The 17,059-nt window shown below is 72.4% G+C and carries 12 protein-coding genes; 7 read left to right on the forward strand and 5 right to left on the reverse strand.

Going from position 1 to position 17,059, the window contains the following annotated elements:
- Window positions 1-49: 49 nt before the first annotated feature.
- Both JN22_RS19105 and JN22_RS19110 read right to left on the reverse strand, forming a co-directional pair.
- Window positions 50-2,350 carry a PAS domain-containing sensor histidine kinase gene (locus JN22_RS19105; protein WP_223677790.1) on the reverse strand — a complete coding sequence of 767 codons (2,301 nt, stop codon included), beginning with the start codon at window positions 2,348-2,350 and terminating at the stop codon, window positions 50-52.
- Window positions 2,351-2,519: 169 nt separating this feature from the next.
- Window positions 2,520-6,128, reverse strand: a complete 3,609-nt coding sequence (locus tag JN22_RS19110) for a response regulator (protein ID WP_223677791.1) — start codon at window positions 6,126-6,128, stop codon at window positions 2,520-2,522.
- Window positions 6,129-6,311: 183 nt separating this feature from the next.
- Here JN22_RS19110 and JN22_RS19115 point away from each other — a divergent pair, with 183 nt between their 5' ends.
- Window positions 6,312-7,343 (forward strand): transporter substrate-binding domain-containing protein, encoded by a 1,032-nt coding sequence (locus tag JN22_RS19115; protein ID WP_179166192.1) that lies wholly within the window; start codon window positions 6,312-6,314, stop codon window positions 7,341-7,343.
- Between the two features lie 89 nt (window positions 7,344-7,432).
- Here JN22_RS19115 and dut read toward each other — a convergent pair whose 3' ends face one another.
- Together dut and coaBC are read right to left on the reverse strand one after the other, a co-directional pair.
- Window positions 7,433-7,894: a dUTP diphosphatase gene (dut, locus tag JN22_RS19120; RefSeq protein WP_085555456.1), complete on the reverse strand. Its 462-nt coding sequence runs from the start codon at window positions 7,892-7,894 to the stop codon at window positions 7,433-7,435.
- 99 nt (window positions 7,895-7,993) lie between these two features.
- The gene (gene coaBC, locus JN22_RS19125; RefSeq protein ID WP_085555457.1) at window positions 7,994-9,274 is read right to left on the reverse strand and encodes a bifunctional phosphopantothenoylcysteine decarboxylase/phosphopantothenate--cysteine ligase CoaBC; all 1,281 of its coding nucleotides are present in this window, start codon (window positions 9,272-9,274) and stop codon (window positions 7,994-7,996) included.
- A gap of 230 nt (window positions 9,275-9,504) precedes the next feature.
- On the opposite strand from coaBC, the gene JN22_RS19130 reads away from it, so the two are divergent.
- Window positions 9,505-10,935, forward strand: a complete 1,431-nt coding sequence (locus JN22_RS19130; protein ID WP_085555458.1) for a sigma-54-dependent transcriptional regulator — start codon at window positions 9,505-9,507, stop codon at window positions 10,933-10,935.
- A 240-nt stretch (window positions 10,936-11,175) separates the two neighbouring features.
- Complete coding sequence (locus JN22_RS19135) at window positions 11,176-11,385, forward strand: cold-shock protein (RefSeq protein WP_085555459.1); 210 nt, start codon at window positions 11,176-11,178, stop codon at window positions 11,383-11,385.
- A gap of 15 nt (window positions 11,386-11,400) precedes the next feature.
- On the opposite strand, the gene JN22_RS19140 is transcribed toward JN22_RS19135, so the two are convergent.
- On the reverse strand, window positions 11,401-12,198 hold the full coding sequence (locus JN22_RS19140) for a response regulator (protein WP_085555460.1): 798 nt from the start codon (window positions 12,196-12,198) through the stop codon (window positions 11,401-11,403).
- A 272-nt stretch (window positions 12,199-12,470) separates the two neighbouring features.
- Here JN22_RS19140 and trpB point away from each other — a divergent pair, with 272 nt between their 5' ends.
- From trpB to JN22_RS19160, 4 genes are all read left to right on the forward strand, one after another.
- Window positions 12,471-13,688, forward strand: coding sequence for a tryptophan synthase subunit beta (trpB, locus tag JN22_RS19145; protein ID WP_085555461.1), 1,218 nt, complete (start codon window positions 12,471-12,473; stop codon window positions 13,686-13,688).
- On the forward strand, window positions 13,685-14,530 hold the full coding sequence (trpA, locus tag JN22_RS19150) for a tryptophan synthase subunit alpha (protein ID WP_085555462.1): 846 nt from the start codon (window positions 13,685-13,687) through the stop codon (window positions 14,528-14,530). The genes trpB and trpA overlap by 4 nt, the downstream gene beginning before the upstream one ends.
- A gap of 179 nt (window positions 14,531-14,709) precedes the next feature.
- Window positions 14,710-15,660: an acetyl-CoA carboxylase, carboxyltransferase subunit beta gene (gene accD / locus JN22_RS19155; protein WP_085555463.1), complete on the forward strand. Its 951-nt coding sequence runs from the start codon at window positions 14,710-14,712 to the stop codon at window positions 15,658-15,660.
- Between the two features lie 33 nt (window positions 15,661-15,693).
- A complete protein-coding gene (locus JN22_RS19160) occupies window positions 15,694-17,049 on the forward strand; it encodes a bifunctional folylpolyglutamate synthase/dihydrofolate synthase (protein WP_085555464.1) in 1,356 nt (451 codons plus the stop codon).
- Window positions 17,050-17,059: the final 10 nt, after the last annotated feature.

Genomic DNA, 17,059 nt, shown 5'->3' on the forward strand with positions numbered 1-17,059 from the left:
CGCATCAAGCTCCTCTCCCTGAGGGAGAGGGGCTTAAGACACGGCAGGGTCAGGGCCGAGGCAGGTGAGCGTCCGCATGCCCGCCGTTGACCGGCGCCCGCACCGGCATGACGCACCGCACATGGGCGCCGCGCCCGGTCATCTCGTCCAGCTCCAGCCGGCCGCCATGCAGCTCCACCACGTTGCGGGCCAGCGACAGCCCGAGCGCCGCCGCACCCTGGCCGTCGCCGCCGTCGGGGGTGGCGGCGCCGCTGACCGACAGGGTGACGGTGCCGTTCAGCCGCTCGCCGGACAGGCGGATGCGGCGGTCGGCCGGCGGGTTGCGGATGGCGCCGACCACCAGCGTGAACAGGGCCTGCTTCAGCCGCTTGCCGTCGCCCTCCATCTCGCCCAGGCCCGAGGGGGCGACGACGTCCAGCTTCAGCCCCTCGCGCCGCGCCCATTCGCGGGTCAGCCCGGCCACCGAGTCGAGCAGGTCCGGCACGTCCACCGGCCCGCGCTCCAGCGTCGTCACCCCGGCGCCCAGGCTGGTCAGGTCGACCACGTCGTCGATCAGCTCCAGCAGCCGCTCGCCGGCGTTCAGCGTGCCCTTGACGTACTCCATCTGGCGCGGGTTCAGCTCGCCGAAATACTGGTTCGCCAGCACCTCGGCGAAGCCGATGATGCCGTTCAGCGGCGTGCGCAGATGGTGCGAGACGTTGGCGATGAACTCGCTCTTCAACTGGTCCGCCGCCTCCAGCGCGGCGTTGGAGGCGCGCAGCGCCGCCTCCAGCCGGGCGCCGTCGGTGACGTCGAGGTAGCTGTTCAGCACCGCCCCGTCGGGCAGCGGCAGGGTGGAGAACTCGACCACCGAGCCGTCGCTGCGCTCGACCCGGCCCGACCGCACGGTGCGCTCCAGCGTGGCGCCGATCAGCTCCTCCTTCAGCGCGTCCCAGCCCTCGCCGGTCGTGTCGTCGGCGTGGGCCAGCAGCGGGCGCATGCGGTCGATGACCTCGGCGATGTGCGGCTCGCCCTGGAGATCCTCGTCGGCCATGTCCCAGACGCGGGCGAAGGCCGGGTTGGACAGCTTCAGCCGGCCGTCGCCGCCGAAGACGGCGATGCCCTCCGCCAGATTGTCCAGCGTCTCCTGCTGCACCGCGATCAGCGTGTTGTAGGAGGATTCCAGCGCCAGCGTGTTGGTCACGTCCTCCAGGATGGTGATCAGGCCGCCCAGCGGGTGGGGCGCCGCCAGATGGCGCAGCGTGGTGCCGTCGGGAAGATGCAGCAGCTCCTCCATCGGCTCCACCAGATGGGTGTAGCGGGTCAGCCGCTCGCGCTTGAAGGTCTGGTAGTCGGCGTATTCCGGCAGGCGGCGGCGGGCGCGCAGCTCCTCCAGAAGCTCGGCGTTGGTCGGCTCGTTGCGCAGCCAGGATTCGTCGAGATCCCACAGCCGGGCGTAGGCTTGGTTGAAGAATCTCAGCCGCGTGTCCGGGCCGAAGATGGCGATGGCGGTGCCCAGCCGCTCCAGCACCTCGGCGTGGGCCGAGAGATGGCGGTCCAGCTCGCCGCGCAGCTCCTCCAGCGGGGTGAGGTCGAGCGCGTAGCCGACCACCAGCGTGCCGCCGCTCCCGCCGCCCTCCTTGTCGAAGGGGAGCGGCGCCTCGGTCACCTCCAGCATGCGGCGTTCGGTGCCGATGACCACGGGCACCCGTTCGGACTGGGCGAAGCCGCCGCTGCGCGCCCGTTCGGCCAGCGCCCGGCGGGACGGCCCCTGCGTCAGTTCCCTCTGGCCGTCCAGCACGGCGGCGGGCTCCGCGTCCACGGCGCGGGCGTAGGCCCGGTTGCACCAGGACAGGCCGAGGTCGCGGTCGCGCAGCCAGACCGGGACCGGCAGGGCGTCGACCGCGGCGCGCAGCGCGGCGAGGCCGGACTCGGCGGCGTCAAGGGCGGACTTGCGGTCGCTGGTTTCCGCCAGGGCGGCGGTGACGTCCTCCACCCAGACCACGTCGCAGCGTTCGGCCTGCTCCCCGGCGCCCGCCCCGCCGCGCCGCCCGGTCAGGACGAGGCGGCGGCCGTCGCGGGTGGTGGCCGCGCAGCGAAAGGGCTCGCCGTCGCGGCGCAGGCGGTCGAGGGCCGCCGGAAGCTCGGGCGCCGCGACGGCGGAGACGAGGTCGTCGGCGGTGCGGATGCCGAGCAGGGACGCCGCGTCGGCCGACAGCCGCCCCTCCCCGTTGCGGTCCCAGGCGCACCAGGGATGCGGGGCCGCCGCCAGCACGGCCTCCAGCCGGTCGCGGTCGGCCGTCGCGCGGTCGGCGCGGCGCCGGGTTTCCTTCGCGTTCCAGAACAATCCGCCGAAGCCGGCCACGCTCACCACCCCCGCCGGCCCGGGCACAACCAGGGCCCCGGCCACTCTGGTCTGGAGACTGAATTCACGCGAGGGAGAGTAGTTCAGGCATCCCAGGGCGACAAGCAACGCGCGCGCCGCATGCGGTTTTTCCTACGCCACCGTCCGAATGGCGAAGCCGATAGGCCCGTAAGGGTTAGGCAACACCCTCTTTTGCGCAGCGCAGCGCCCGGATGGCGGCTTCGACCGCGGGATAGGCGGCGTCCATCGCCGCCGCCTGCCGTTGCGCCTCTTCGGGGCGATTCGCCAGGATCGCGTTCTCCAGGGCGGAACAATGGGCGGCCAGCATCTTCGCACCCGCGGTGCGGGCGGCCCCGGCGGCGGAATGGGCGGCGGCGCGCGCCGCCTCCAGATCGCCCGCCGCCAGCGCCGCCAGCGCCTGGTCGAGGGTGGGACGGGTCGTCTCCAGGAAGAAATCCATCATGTCGGCGGTCCCCGCGTCCAGCGACCCGAAGGTCGCGCGCACATGATCGAGGTCGAGGACCGGCAAGGCGGGCGGCGGGTCGGAAAACGGGGACTCGGAGAACGGGGACTCGGGCGGTGCGGACAGGGAAACCGGGGTGGAAGGCACGGCGGCGGATCGGGGCGGCGGCGGGCCGCCCAGCCAGCGGGACAGCGCGGCGGACAGGTGCGCCAGGGTGACGGGCTTGGCAAGGTAATCGTCCATGCCGGCGGCGACGCAGCGCTCCCGCTCGCCCGACAGGGCGTTGGCGGTCATCGCGATGATGGGAATGCGGCGCTCCCCGCCGGCCTCCGCCTCGCGGATGCGGCGGGCCAGCTCGTAGCCGTCCATGCGCGGCATGTGGCAGTCGGTGATCAGCAGCCGGTGGCCGCCGCCACGCCACGCCGCCAGCGCGACGGCGCCATCCTCCGCCAGCTCGGCCTCGAAACCGAGCTGGCGGAGTTGACGCAACACGACCTGCCGGTTGGTCGGGTGGTCCTCGGCGACCAGGATCGTTCCATGCCCCGGAAGCCCCGGCCCGACGAGCGGGTGCGGAGTCGGCCCGTCCCCGGACATGCCGGGACTGGGGCCGGAATTGGCGGGCGGGACGGCGGCGCCCCGGCCCAGCAGACGGGCCGCCGCCGCGATCAGGGCGGAGCGGTGGACCGGTTGCGTCAACCCGGCGACCGCCGGCCATGGTGCCGGCGGCGGCGGCGGGGAATGGGGGCCCGCCGGCCCGCCGCCGACCAGCAGGAGCGGCGGCGCTGCCCGATCGTCCGGCGCGGTGACCCGGCCGGCCATCGCGGTCGTCGTCACCAGCAGATCCGCCCCGCCCGCGCGCAGCAGCGCCGATGCCTCGTCCCCGTCGCCGGTTTCGGCCACCGCCGCCCCGGCATGGGCCAGATAGCGGGCCAGAACGCCGCGCTGGGTGTCGTCCGCGTCGGCCACCAGCACGGACAGGCCGGCCAGCGCCGTGGCCGCCCCGTCCGGCCCGGCCTCCCCGGCGCGCGCCAGCTCCACCGTGAACCAGAAGGTCGAGCCGTGGCCAGGCACCGAATCGACGCCGATCCGGCCACCCATCCGCTCGACCAGCCGGGTGCAGATCGCCAGCCCCAGCCCGGTCCCGCCGAACCGCCGGGTGGTCGAACTGTCGGCCTGGCTGAAGGGCTGGAACAGCCGGGCCTGCCCCTCCGCCCCAATGCCGATGCCGGTGTCCTCGACGCTGACATGCAGGCGGACCCGGCCGAGGGAGGGGCCGGGGGAGGGGCCGGGAACCGCCGGACCGGCGGCGTGGACCCGCAGCACGACCCGGCCCCGGTCGGTGAACTTGATGGCGTTGCCGGTCAGGTTGAACAGGACTTGACGCAAGCGGCCGGCGTCGCCGCGCAGCAGCGGCGGCACCGACCCATCGATGTCGCAGACCAGCGCCAGATTCTTGTGGTGGGCCTGCGGGGCCAGCAGGTCGGCCACCCCCTCCACCAGCTCGGCCGGGCGGAGATCCTGCTCCTCCAGCTCCAGCTTGCCGGCCTCGATCTTCGACAGGTCGAGGATGTCGTCGATGATCCGCAGCAGGGAGCCGGCGCTCTCGCGCATCGTGGTGACCAGCGTGCGCTGCTCGGCGTCCAGCGACGTCAGGGCGATCAGCTCCAGCAGGCCGAGCACGCCGTTCATCGGCGTGCGGATCTCGTGGCTCATCGTCGCCAGGAACTCGGACTTGGAGCGGGCGGCGACCTCCGCCTGCTCCTTGGCGGCGCGCAGCGCCTCCTCGGCGCGCTTGCGCTCGGTGATGTCGTAGCTCCAGGCCAGCACCGCCGGCTTGCCTTCGAACTCGGTGCGCTGGAGCGTCTGGAGCGCCCAGACCCGCCGCCCGTCCGGGCGGTCCACCGCGACCTCGACGTCGCGGGCGACCACGTCGCCGTCGCTGCCGCCGGCGGGGCCGCTGGGGGAGCCGCTGGGGGAGCCGGACTCGGCGCCGGCCGCCGCCGGACGGCGGCCGTGGATGGTGGCGCCCGGCAGGGCCAGCGCGTGGCGGCTGCCGATGAAGGCGCCGAGGTCGAGCCCGGCCAGCTCGGCGGCGCGGGCGTTGGCAAAGGCGACGCTGCCGTCGGTCCGCCCGATCGAGACGCCGACCGGGCTCTGCTCCAGGATGGCGCGCAGCCGGCGCTCGCTGTCGCTGAGCGCGCTCTCGCGGGCGCGGATGGTGCCGACGAAAAAGGCCAGCGCGCGGGCCATCTCGCCGATCTCGTCGCGCCCCTGGGTGGGGATGGCGACCGGCGAGCCCGCCTGGTGGGCGACCATCGCCGCCTGGAGCGCGCGCAGCCGCCGCACCACGTTGCGGTGGATGTAGGCGAAGATCGCGGCGGCCCCCAGGATCGACAGCAGCGCCATGGCGATCACCGCGCGCTCGCCGTCCTGGATGACGCGCTCGAACTCCGACGACCGGCGGGCGACGTCCCGCTCCACCGCCAGGAAATAGTCGGAGACGGAGGCGACCAGCCGGTCCGACACCGTCTGGTTCCGCGCCGCCGCGCCCTTGACCGCCCGTTGCAGCGACAGCTCGGCCGCCCGCGCCGCGAACAGCGGGTCGGGGCCGAAGGCGGCGGCGGAAAGCGCGTCCTGCAACGCCGCCAGCGGCGCCGCGCGGTCGGGCGGCAGCAGGGCCAGCGCCGCCGCGGCGCGATCGAGACGGACGCCGGTGTCGGCCCGCAGCCGGTCCAGCTGGGCCTCGTGGCCGGCGCGCAGCGCCGCCAGCAGGATGGTCAGCGCCTCCCCGGCGTCACGCTGCCAGCGGTGGATGGCCGCGTGGTCGGCCGGCGGGACGGCCCTGTCCTCCGTCAGCGCCTCCGTGGCGCGCAGGCGGGCGGCCAGCCCGGCCAGGGCCAGGGCGCGGGCGTCGGTGTCGGCGGTCTGCGCCAGTTGCCGCTCGACCTGCACGTTCAGGGTCAGCAGGTTGGCGACCAGCTCGTTCTTGCGGCGCTCCAGCTCGGTCAGGTCGCCCAGCCCCTCGCCGCGGGCGGCAAGGCGGGCCATCAGTTCCTCCAGCATGACGATCTGGTCGCCGAGCCGGGCCATCACCGCCTCGCGCGCCGGCTGGTCCTGCACCGCGACCAGCGCGGGGGCGATGGCGGCGACGGTGCCGCTCTGCTGGGCGAGCTGCGACGCGGCGACCAGCCCCGGCACCTTGGCGGTGGCGACCTGCTGAAACCCCTGGTGGAAGCGCGAGAACAGGGACACGGCGACGACGCTGGTGGCGGCGGCGAGTCCGCCAATCACCGTCAAGCCCGCCAGGATGCGGAACGCCACGCTTCGCCGGGGAATCCGCATTGCAGCCCCTGCCCCTTCAGCCGGCCGCCTCTCGCGGCTTCGTGACATACCATGCCGCGCAAGGCCGGTGCAATTCACCCGGTTGACGCGTCGGCGGAGGGGGTGGATCCTGTTTCACGTGGAACGGCGCGGGCGCGCTCCACGAAGCGGAGGACGGCGGCCATGGGCGGATGGATGAGGGCGGTCGCCGTCGGCGTGGCGCTGGCCGCCGGCGCCCTGCTGGCTGCCGAAGCCCGCGCCGGGACGCTGGAGCGGGTGCGCGAGGCCGGGGTCCTGCGCTGCGGCGTCATCCCCAGCGGGACCGGCGTGGCGACGATGGACGGGGCGGGCAACTGGACCGGCTTCTTTCCCGAGATGTGCCGGGCGCTGGCCGCCGCCGCGCTGGGCCGGGCCGGCAGCGTCGCCTTCGTCGAGGTCGGGGTCGAGAACCGCTTCACCGCGCTGCGCAACGGCGCGATCGACGTGGTGATGGAAACCTCGACCTGGACGCAGGAGCGCGAGCTGACCATGGGGCTGGCCTTCCCCGCCGTCTATCTGTTCGACGGCCAGGGCTTCCTCGCCCACCGCTCGCTGGCCGCCGCGACGCTGGCGGAGGCCGGGACGGCCAGCGTCTGCGTCGTCGACGGCACCACCACCGTCCGCAACCTGGAGAACTGGATCGCCCGCCAGGGGGCAAGGCTGACCATCCGGCGGATGCGGTCGGCGGACGGCGCGATCACCGCCTTCTTCAACCACCATTGCGATCTCTACACCGGCGACCGGGTGGCGCTGCACGGCCAGCGGGCGCAGAACGCGCCCGCCCGCGACGACTACCGCATCCTGCCGGACATCATCGCCAAGGAGCCGTTGTCCCCGGTGGTGCGCAACGACGATCCCAACTGGCGGGACGTGGTGCGCTGGGTCGTGCTGGCCCTGCTGACGGCGGAGGAGAAGGGCGTCACCGCCGCCAACGCCGCCGCCCGCAAGACCACCGGCGACGCCGAGACCCGCCGCCTGCTCGGCGCCTTGCCCGGCCTGGGGCAGGGGCTGGGGCTCGACGACGGCTGGGGGCTGCGGGTGGTCATGCAGATCGGGAACTACGGCGAGATCTACGACCGCACGCTCGGCCGGCTGTCGCCGCTCGCCATCGAGCGCGGGATGAACGCGCTGTGGACCGACGGCGGGCTGCTCTACGCCCCGCCGCTGGGCGGGTGACCGCCCATTGCATATGGTGGCGGGTGACCGCCCATTTGATACGGTGGCGGGGGTGACCGCCCATCGCATACGGTGGCGGTGAGGGCGCCTTACGCCACCCCGGTGGAGCCGAAGCCGCCGCTGCCGCGCGCCGTCTCGTCGAGATCCGCCGCCTCGACCAGCGCCGCCTGCGGCGCGCGGGCGATCACCGCCTGGGCGATGCGGTCGCCGCGCGCGATGGTGAAGGGCTCCTCGCCGAGGTTGATCAGGCAGACGGCGACCGGGCCGCGATAGTCGCAATCGACCGTGCCCGGCGTGTTCAGCACCGTCACCCCGTTCTTCACCGCCAGCCCGGAGCGCGGGCGGACCTGCATCTCCCAGCCGACGGGCAGGCCGACCGCGAAGCCGGTCGGCACCAGCAGGCGCCGGCCGGGCGCCAGCGTCACCGTTTCCCCGGCCGGAACGGCGGCGCGCAAATCGAAGCCGGCGGCCCCGGCGGTGGCGTAGGACGGCAGCGGCAGATCGTCGTTGCCGGCGAGCCGCAGGAACTTCACGACGGGGGCGTCGGTCATGGGGAGGCTTTCTGTCTTGGAAAATGTGGAGGATGCCGGGCCGCTTGCCCCCATCCCAGCAGGGGAGGGTCAGGGCCGGGGCACATGGAGCGCGCCCCCTCACCCCGCCCGGAAACGCTCGGCGATGGCCTCGGCCAGCCGGGCGGCGACGGCGTCCTTGCCCATGGTCGGCCAGGATTCCACCCCGCCCTCGCGGATCAGGTGCACGGTGTTGTCGGCCCCGCCGAAGGTCGTGGTGCCGAGCGACACGTCGTTGGCGACGATCCAGTCGCAGCCCTTGCGGGCGCGCTTGGCGGTGGCATAGGCGATCACGTCGCCGGTCTCGGCGGCGAAGCCAACGACCAGCGCCGGACGCCGTTCCCCCGCCTGCGACAGGGTCGCCAGGATGTCGGGATTCTCGGTCAGCGCCAGGGTCGGTGGGCCGCCGCCGTCCTTCTTCAGCTTGCGGTCGGACAGGCCGACGACGCGCCAGTCGGCGACCGCCGCGGCGCAGACCGCGATGTCGGCGGGCAGCGCCGCCTCGCAGGCCGCCAGCATCTCGCGCGCCGTCTCGATGGGAACCACCGTGCAGCCGGGCGGGTCGGCCAGCCGGGTCGGGCCGCTGACCAGCGTCACCGCCGCGCCCAGCCGGGCGAGCGCCTCGGCGATGGCGTGGCCCTGCTTGCCCGACGAGCGGTTGGCGATGTAGCGCACCGGGTCGATCGGCTCGTGGGTCGGGCCGCTGGTGACGATCGCGCGCTTGCCGGCCAGCGGCTTCGGCGGGGCGTCCGTCATGGCGGACGCGGTGCTTTTGTCGGCCGCGAAATGCGCGGCGCTTTTGTCCGCCGCGAAATGCGCGGCGATGGCGTCGATGATCTCCATCGGCTCGGCCATCCGGCCGGGGCCGAACTCGTTGCAGGCCATCACCCCGTCGTTGGGGCCGACCCGCAGCACGCCGCGCCGCTCCAGCAGCTCCATGTTCGCCTGCGTCGCCGGGTGCAGCCACATCCGCACGTTCATCGCGGGCGCCACCAGCACCGGCTTGTCGGTCGCCAGCAACACCGTCGCCGCCAGATCGTCGGCCATGCCCGCCGCCATCCGCGCCAGCAGGTCGGCGGTGGCCGGCGCCACGACGACGAGGTCGGCGGCGCGCGAGAGCTGAATGTGGCCCATCTCCGACTCGTCGGTCAGCGACCACAGATCCTGGTGGACGGTGCTCTCGGTCAGCGCCTGCACCGACAGCGGCGTGACGAAGCGCGCCCCCGCCGCGGTCAGCACGGCGCGCACCGACACCCCGCGCTCACGCAGGCGGCGGATCAGATCCAGGCACTTGTAGGCGGCGATGCCCCCCGCGATCACCAGCAGCACGCGCTTGCCGGACAGAATGGCGTGATCGGCCAAGGCCGCCTCCGTTGCCGGGTTGGATCGGGGGGCCTCCCCCCACCGGCTGCTGATAGTCCATCGCGCCGGCCGCGACAAGCGCCGTCCCGGCGCGCAATTTTGCTACGCGGGAAGTTTTTGTTCGTTTCTCGCGGCATCGGTGTTTGCACGGGCTGAGATTTCGGGAAAGATCTGCTAGAGAGGAAGACACCGAGCTTCCCGCTCATCCATTCACAGCGTGCCGCTCCCGCATGCCCGTCGGTTCCATTCCCGTCCTTCTGATCGAGGACACCCCGTCGCTGGCCCGCGTCTACGCGGAGTTCCTGAAGAAGGAATCGCACACCGTCATCGCGGTGGAGACGGGGGCCGACGCGCTGGCGCAGCTGGAGGACGGCGCGCCGAAGGTGGTGCTGCTCGACCTCCAGCTTCCCGACATGAACGGGATGGAGGTGCTGAAGCGCATCAACGCCCAGGCCCTGCCCTGCGCCGTCATCGTCATCACAGCCCACGGATCGGTGAAGGCGGCGGTCGAGGCGATGCGCTACGGCGCCTACGATTTCCTGGTCAAGCCCTTCTCCGCCGACCGGCTGGTCGTCACCGTGCGCAACGCGGTGGAGCGGCTGCGGCTGGCCCAGATCGTCGACAGCTTCGAGAAGGATCTCGGGCGCGCCCGCTACCACGGCTTCATCGGCTCCTCGCTGGCGATGCAGGCGGTCTACCGCATCGTCGACAGCGCGGCCTCGTCGCGCGCCACCGTCTTCATCACCGGCGAATCCGGCACCGGCAAGGAGGTCTGCGCCGAGGCGATCCACCGGCAGAGCCAGCGCGCCTCGCGGCCCTTCATCGCCATCAACTGCGGCGCCATCCCGAAGGATCTCATGGAAAGCGAGATCTTCGGCCACGTGAAGGGCTCCTTCACCGGCGCCGTCGCCGACCGCGAGGGGGCGGCCGCCCGCGCCGACGGCGGCACCCTGTTCCTCGACGAGATCTGCGAGCTCGCCCCCGACCTCCAGACCAAGCTGCTGCGCTTCATCCAGACCGGCACCTTCACGCCGGTCGGCGGCTCGAAGCTGGAGAAGGTCGATCTGCGCATCGTCTGCGCCACCAACCGCGACCCCCTGCGCGAGGTCGAGGAGGGGCGGTTCCGCGAGGACCTCTATTACCGCCTGCACGTCATCCCCATCCACCTGCCGCCGCTGCGCGAGCGCGAGGACGACGTGCTGGAGATCGCCCGCCATTACCTGGCGGACTTCGCGGCCGAGGAGAAGAAGGGCTTCCTCCAGTTCTCCCCCGAGGCCGAGCAGGCGCTGCGCCATTACCACTGGCCGGGCAACGTCCGGCAGTTGCAGAACGTCGTGCGCATCGTCGCGGTCCTGCACGACGGCGACACGGTGCGGCTGGACATGCTGCCGGCGCCGCTGGGAAGCCTGTCGCCGGCCCCGGGATCTCCAGGAACGCCGGCCGCCACCCCGGCTCCCGGCCCGGCGGCCCCGGCCGCGCGTCCCCCCGCCCCGCTGACCCCCGACGCGATCAAGCCGCTGTGGGAGGTCGAGAAGGACGCCATCGAGGACGCCATCGCCGCGTGCGACGGCAACATCCCGCGCGCCGCCGCCCTGTTGCAGATCAGCGCCTCGACCATCTACCGCAAGCGCCTAGCCTGGCAAGCGGAAGGCAAGCTCTGACCGCCCTTTTCTGGCGGTGCAGCACAATAGTGGAAAGACCACCAACAGCACCGATGGATCGAGCCGGGTCGCAATCGGCTTATTTCCCGCGCGCCGTCCACCGTCGATAGGCCTATGTCGTGAGACGGAATTGCCCGCAACCGCAGCCTGCGGCTAGCTTCCCCGCACATTGTCTTGGTTTCGCTTGTCCGACGCGTGCTTTGCCGGCGGTCAGCGACCGATCATCCAGGGAGAAGCCCAATGACCACCGGCACCGTGAAATGGTTCAACACCACCAAGGGTTATGGATTCATCGCCCCGGAGGCCGGGGCCAAGGACGTGTTCGTCCACATCACCGCCGTCCAGCGGTCCGGCCTGCACGCGCTGTCGGAAGGCCAGCGGGTGCAGTTCGAGGTGTCGCGCGGCAACAACGGCAAGGATTCCGCCGTCAACATCAGCGTCGTCGAGTGAGCGGCGGCTGACGCCTCAATCGAGATAGCCGGCGGCGCGGTAGGCGGCGATGGCCTCGCCGGCAAGGCGGGGAATGTCGCCGCGCAGCGCCTCCGCCGGGGCCGCGGCGCCGTCGCGGCAGGCCATCTCCAGGGCGCGGGCGGCGGCGCAGAGGGAGCGGGCGCCGAAGGTCCCCGCCGTGCTTTTCAGGGTGTGCGCCTCGCGCGTCAGCAGGGCGAGGTCGGACAGGCCGGCGATGCGCTCCACCCGTTCCCGCGTCTCGGCGACGAACTGCCGCAGCACCTCCCCCAGCAGCTCCGCCCCCAGATCCTGGCCGAGTTGCGTCAACACCTCCGGATCGAGCACCCCGCCGTCCTCGTCCGCCGCCGCCGCCGCGCAGGGCGCCGGGATCTCCCGCTCGGCCGCCGGCCTCAGCCAGCGCGCCACGGTGTCGAGAAGCTGCGCGCGGTCGATCGGCTTGCCGACATGGTCGTTCATCCCGGCCTCGCGGCAGCGGGCGCGGTCGCCGTCGCCGACGTCGGCGGTCATGGCGACCACCGGCACCCTCCCCGCCGCCCCCGGCAGGCCGCGCAGCAGGCGGGTGGCGGTCAGCCCGTCCATCTCCGGCATCGACACGTCCATCAGGATCAGGTCGAAACCGCCGTCCTGCGCCGCCATCACCGCCTCCAGCCCGTTGCCGGCCGTCTCGATCCGGTAGCCGGCGGGGGCCAGGATGGCGGTGACCAGCGTCTGGTTCAGCGGGCTGTCCTCGACGACCAGGATGCGGCGCGGCGCGGTCGGCTCCGGTTCCGTGGGGAGAAGCGGCGAAGGCATGGAACGGGCTTTCCGGAAAGGCGGACGGACGGATTCACTGTAGGAGCGCCGGGGCGGCGCGTCCACGCCGCTCCGGCCGGGATCCGCCCTCCCGCACCGGATTTCCGATCGTCATCGCCGCCGAACGGGGTAGCGGGCGGCGAATTCCCGCGCCGCACGGCCCCGATGCCATGGGCGGACGCTTCAAATCGGCGCGCCGCGCCGGTATGGTGGCGCCCTTGGCGGCGTGCGCCCCTCGCTCCAGCCCTTCGCTTCAGGCGGTTTCGCAGACGATGACCATACCCAACAGCTACCGTTCCGGTCCCGACGAACGCGGGCATTTCGGCGTCTATGGCGGCCGCTTCGTCGCCGAGACGCTGATGCCGCTGATCCTCGACGTGGAGAAGGCCTACCACGAGGCCCGCGCCGACCCCGCCTTCGAAGGCGAGATGCGCCAGCAGCTCAAGCAGTATGTCGGCCGCCCCAACCCGCTCTATTACGCGGAGCGCCTGACGCAGCATCTCGGCGGCGCCAAGATCTACTTCAAGCGCGAGGAGCTGAACCACACCGGCGCGCACAAGATCAACAACTGCATCGGCCAGATCCTGCTGGCCCGGCGCATGGGCAAGACCCGCATCATCGCCGAGACGGGCGCCGGCCAGCACGGCGTGGCGACCGCGACGGTCTGCGCGCTCTACGACATGCCCTGCGTCATCTACATGGGCGAGACCGACATCGCCCGCCAGGCGCCCAACGTCTTCCGCATGAAGCTGCTGGGGGCCGAGGTGCGCGCCGTGACCTCCGGCGCCAAGACGCTGAAGGACGCGATGAACGAGGCGCTGCGCGACTGGGTCACCAACGTCGCCGACACCTTCTACATCATCGGCACCGCCGCCGGCCCGCATCCCTACCCGACCATCGTCCGCGACTTCCAGTCGATCATCGGCGACGAGGTGCGGACCCAGATGCAGGAGCTGGAGGGCCGGCTGCCCGACTCGCTGATCGCCTGCGTCGGCGGCGGCTCGAACGCCATCGGCCTGTTCCACCCGTTCCTCGACGAGCCGACGGTCAAGATGGTCGGCGTCGAGGCCGCCGGGCGCGGCATCGACAAGGGGCCGCTCGACCACGCCGCCTCGATCAACGGCGGCCGGCCGGGCGTGCTGCACGGCAACCGCACCTACCTGCTCCAGGACGAGGACGGCCAGATCCTGGAAGGCCACTCCATCTCCGCCGGCCTCGACTATCCCGGCGTCGGGCCGGAGCACAGCTGGCTGCACGATGCCGGCCGGGTCGAGTATTCGGCGGCCACCGACGCCGAGGCGCTGGAGGCCTTCCAGCTCTGCGCGAAGACCGAGGGCATCATCCCGGCGCTGGAATCCGCCCACGGCCTCGCCGAGGTCATCAAGCGCGCGCCGACCCTGCCGAAGGACCATCTGATGGTGCTGTGCCTGTCCGGCCGCGGCGACAAGGACATCTTTTCCGTGGCCCAGCATCTGGGAGTTTCCCTGTGAGCGCCGATCCGATTGCCGATGGCCGCATCGCCCGCCGTTTCGCCTCGCTGAAGGCGGAAGGCCGCGCCGGCCTGATCACCTTCATCACCGCCGGGGATCCCGACGCCGCCACCTGCCAGGCCCTGCTCGACGGGCTGCCGGCGGCCGGCGCCGACCTGATCGAGCTGGGCATGCCCTTCACCGACCCGATGGCGGACGGCCCGGCGATCCAGGCCTCCTCGCTGCGGGCGCTGGCCGGCGGCATGTCGGTGCGCCGGACGCTGGAGCTGGTGCGCGGCTTCCGGACCAGGGATGCCGACACCCCGATCATCCTGATGGGCTACTACAACCCCATCGATTCCTACGGGGTCGACCGCTTCCTGGCCGACGCCAAGGCGGCCGGGGTCGACGGGCTGATCGTCGTCGACCTGCCGCCGGAGGAGGACGACGAGCTGTGCATCCCGGCGCTGAAGGCCGGGGTCAGCTTCGTCCGCCTGACGACGCCGACCACCGACGACCAGCGGCTGCCGGCGGTGCTGACCAACAATTCCGGCTTCATCTACTACGTGTCGATCGCCGGCATCACCGGCACGGCCAGCGCCGCCAACACCGCCGTCGACGCGGCGGTCGCGCGGCTGAAGCGCCACACCGCCCTGCCGGTCGCCGTCGGCTTCGGCATCAAGACGCCGGAGCAGGCGGCGGAGATCGCCCGCGTCGCCGACGCGGCGGTGGTCGGCTCGGCCATCGTCACCCGTCTGGCCGACGGGCTGGACGCCGACGGCAAGGTCAAGCCGGGCACGATCGAGGACGTGCTGGGCTTCGTCCGCGAACTGGCCGACGGCGTGCGCGGGGCGCGCGGCTGACGAAAGCCGCGCCGGACCGTTCCGCCCTTTGACTCGGGCGGAACGGTTTACAAGCGCCGGAAAGAGCATTACGACACCGGCAACACGATCGCTCACGGCGACCGGCCGGCCCCATCGCCCGACGCGGCGACGACCGCCAGCGGGATTCAGTGCATCGCCGTGCCGTTGAAAGGCGTTCCATGAACTGGCTCACCAACTACGTCCGTCCCAAGATCCGCGCCCTCTACGCCCGCAAGGAGGTTCCCGACAACCTCTGGCACAAGTGCCCGAGCTGCGAGGCGATGCTGTTCCACCGCGAGCTGGAAGAGAACCTGCACGTCTGCCAGCATTGCGGCTTCCACATGCGGCTCGACCCGATCAAGCGGCTGGAATCGATCTTCGACGACGGCGCCTATGACGGCGTGGAGCTGCCCAAGTCGGTCGCCGACCCGCTGAAGTTCCGCGACCAGAAGCGCTACACCGACCGCCTGAAGGAAGCCCAGACCAAGACCGGCCGCACCGACGCCATCGTCGTCGGCGACGGGCGGATCGGCGGCCAGCCGGCCGTGGTCGCCGCCTTCGACTTCGGCTTCATGGGCGGCTCGATGGGCATCGCCGTCGGCGAGGGGCTGCTGACCGCCGCCAAGCTGGCGGTGGCGAAGAACGCGCCGCTGGTCGTCGTCCCGGCCTCGGGCGGGGCGCGCATGCAGGAAGGCATCCTGTCGCTGATGCAGATGCCGCGCACCACCATCGCGGTGGAGATGGTCAAGGAAGCCGGCCTGCCCTACATCGTCGTGCTGACCGACCCGACGACCGGCGGGGTCACCGCCTCCTTCGCCATGCTGGGCGACATCCACATCGCCGAGAAGGGCGCGCAGATCGGCTTTGCCGGCGCCCGCGTCATCGAGAGCACGATCCGCGAGACCCTGCCGGAAGGCTTCCAGCGCTCCGAATACCTGCTGGAGCACGGCATGGTCGACATGGTCGTCCACCGCCGCGAGCTGCGCGGCACGCTGACCCGCGTCATCGACCTGCTGACCCGGCCCCGGCGGGCCGAGCCGGACGACACCGACTTCGTCGCCGCCCAGGCGGTCGAGGCCGAGATCATCCCGCCCGCGCACCCCGCCGCGATCCAGGCCGGCGACGACTGACCCCGACACGTCTTCCAACCCCGCGCGGCCGCCATGACCGATCCGACCAAGGCTCCGACCATGGGCCCGACCCGTTCCGACCCCGTGCTGGAGCGCCTGAAGGGGCTGCATCCCAAGGTCATCGACCTGTCGCTGGACCGCGTGCACCGGCTGCTGGCGGCGCTCGGCCATCCGGAACGGCGGCTGCCGCCGGTGGTCCATGTCGCCGGCACCAACGGCAAGGGCTCGACCGTCGCCTTCCTGCGGGCGATGCTGGAGGCAGCGGGTTACCGGGTCCATGTCTACACCTCGCCGCATCTGGTGCGCTTCCACGAGCGCATCCGGCTGGCCGGCGCCCTGATCGACGACGACCACCTCGCCTCCCTGCTGGAGGAGTGCGAGCGGGCCAACGCCGGCGGCCCGATCACCTTCTTCGAGGTGACGACGGTCGCCGCCTTCCTCGCCTTCTCCCGCGTGCCGGCCGACGTCGTGCTGCTGGAGACGGGGCTGGGCGGGCGGCTCGACGCCACCAACGTGGTCGACCGGCCGGCTGTGACGGCGATCACCCGCATCTCCTACGACCACCGGCAGTTCCTCGGCAATTCGCTGATGGAGATCGCCAGCGAGAAGGCCGGCATCTTCAAGCCGGGCGTTCCTGTGGTGCTGGCCGTGCAACCGGCCGCCGACGCGCTGAAGGCGCTGAGCCTGCGGGCCGGCGCCATCGGCGCGCCGATCCAGGAGTGGAGCGCCACGCCGCAGCCCGGCGGCTTCCGTTTCGAGAGCGCGAAGCGCCGCGTCGACCTGCCGATGCCCGGCCTGCCCGGCGCGCACCAGATCGGCAACGCCGGGCTGGCGCTGGCCTGCCTCGACCATCTGCCGCTGGCGGTGGACGACGCGGCGGTGATCCGGGGGCTGGCCGCCGTGGAATGGCCGGCGCGGCTGCAACGTCTGCGGCGCGGCCCGCTGGTCGAGGCCCTGCCGGTGGACTGGGAGCTGTGGCTGGACGGCGGCCACAACGATTCGGCCGGCGAGGTGCTGGCCCGGCAGGCGGTCGATTGGGCGGCCGCCCCGGACGCCTCCGGAGACTCTTCCGGGGCGGCCGGTGAAGCGCCGCGCCCGCTGCTGCTGATCTACGGCATGCTGGCGAGCAAGGACCCCTATGAGTTCCTCGCCCCGCTGGCCCCCTTCGCCCACGCCATGCGCACCGTGGCGATTCCCGGCGAGGAGGCCTCGCTGACCGCCGAGGAGTCGGCCGAGGCCGGGCGGACCTGCGGCATCCAGGACACCGCCGCCGCCGCCGGCGTCGCCGAAGCGCTCGCCAGCCTGACGGAAGGGCGCGACGGCCCGGCCCGCGTGCTGATCTGCGGATCCCTCTATCTCGCCGGGGCGGTCCTGGCGGAAAACGGCTGAGCCCGGCCGC

The organism is Azospirillum agricola, from assembly GCF_020005195.1.
Taxonomy (GTDB): Bacteria; Pseudomonadota; Alphaproteobacteria; order Azospirillales; family Azospirillaceae; genus Azospirillum; species Azospirillum agricola.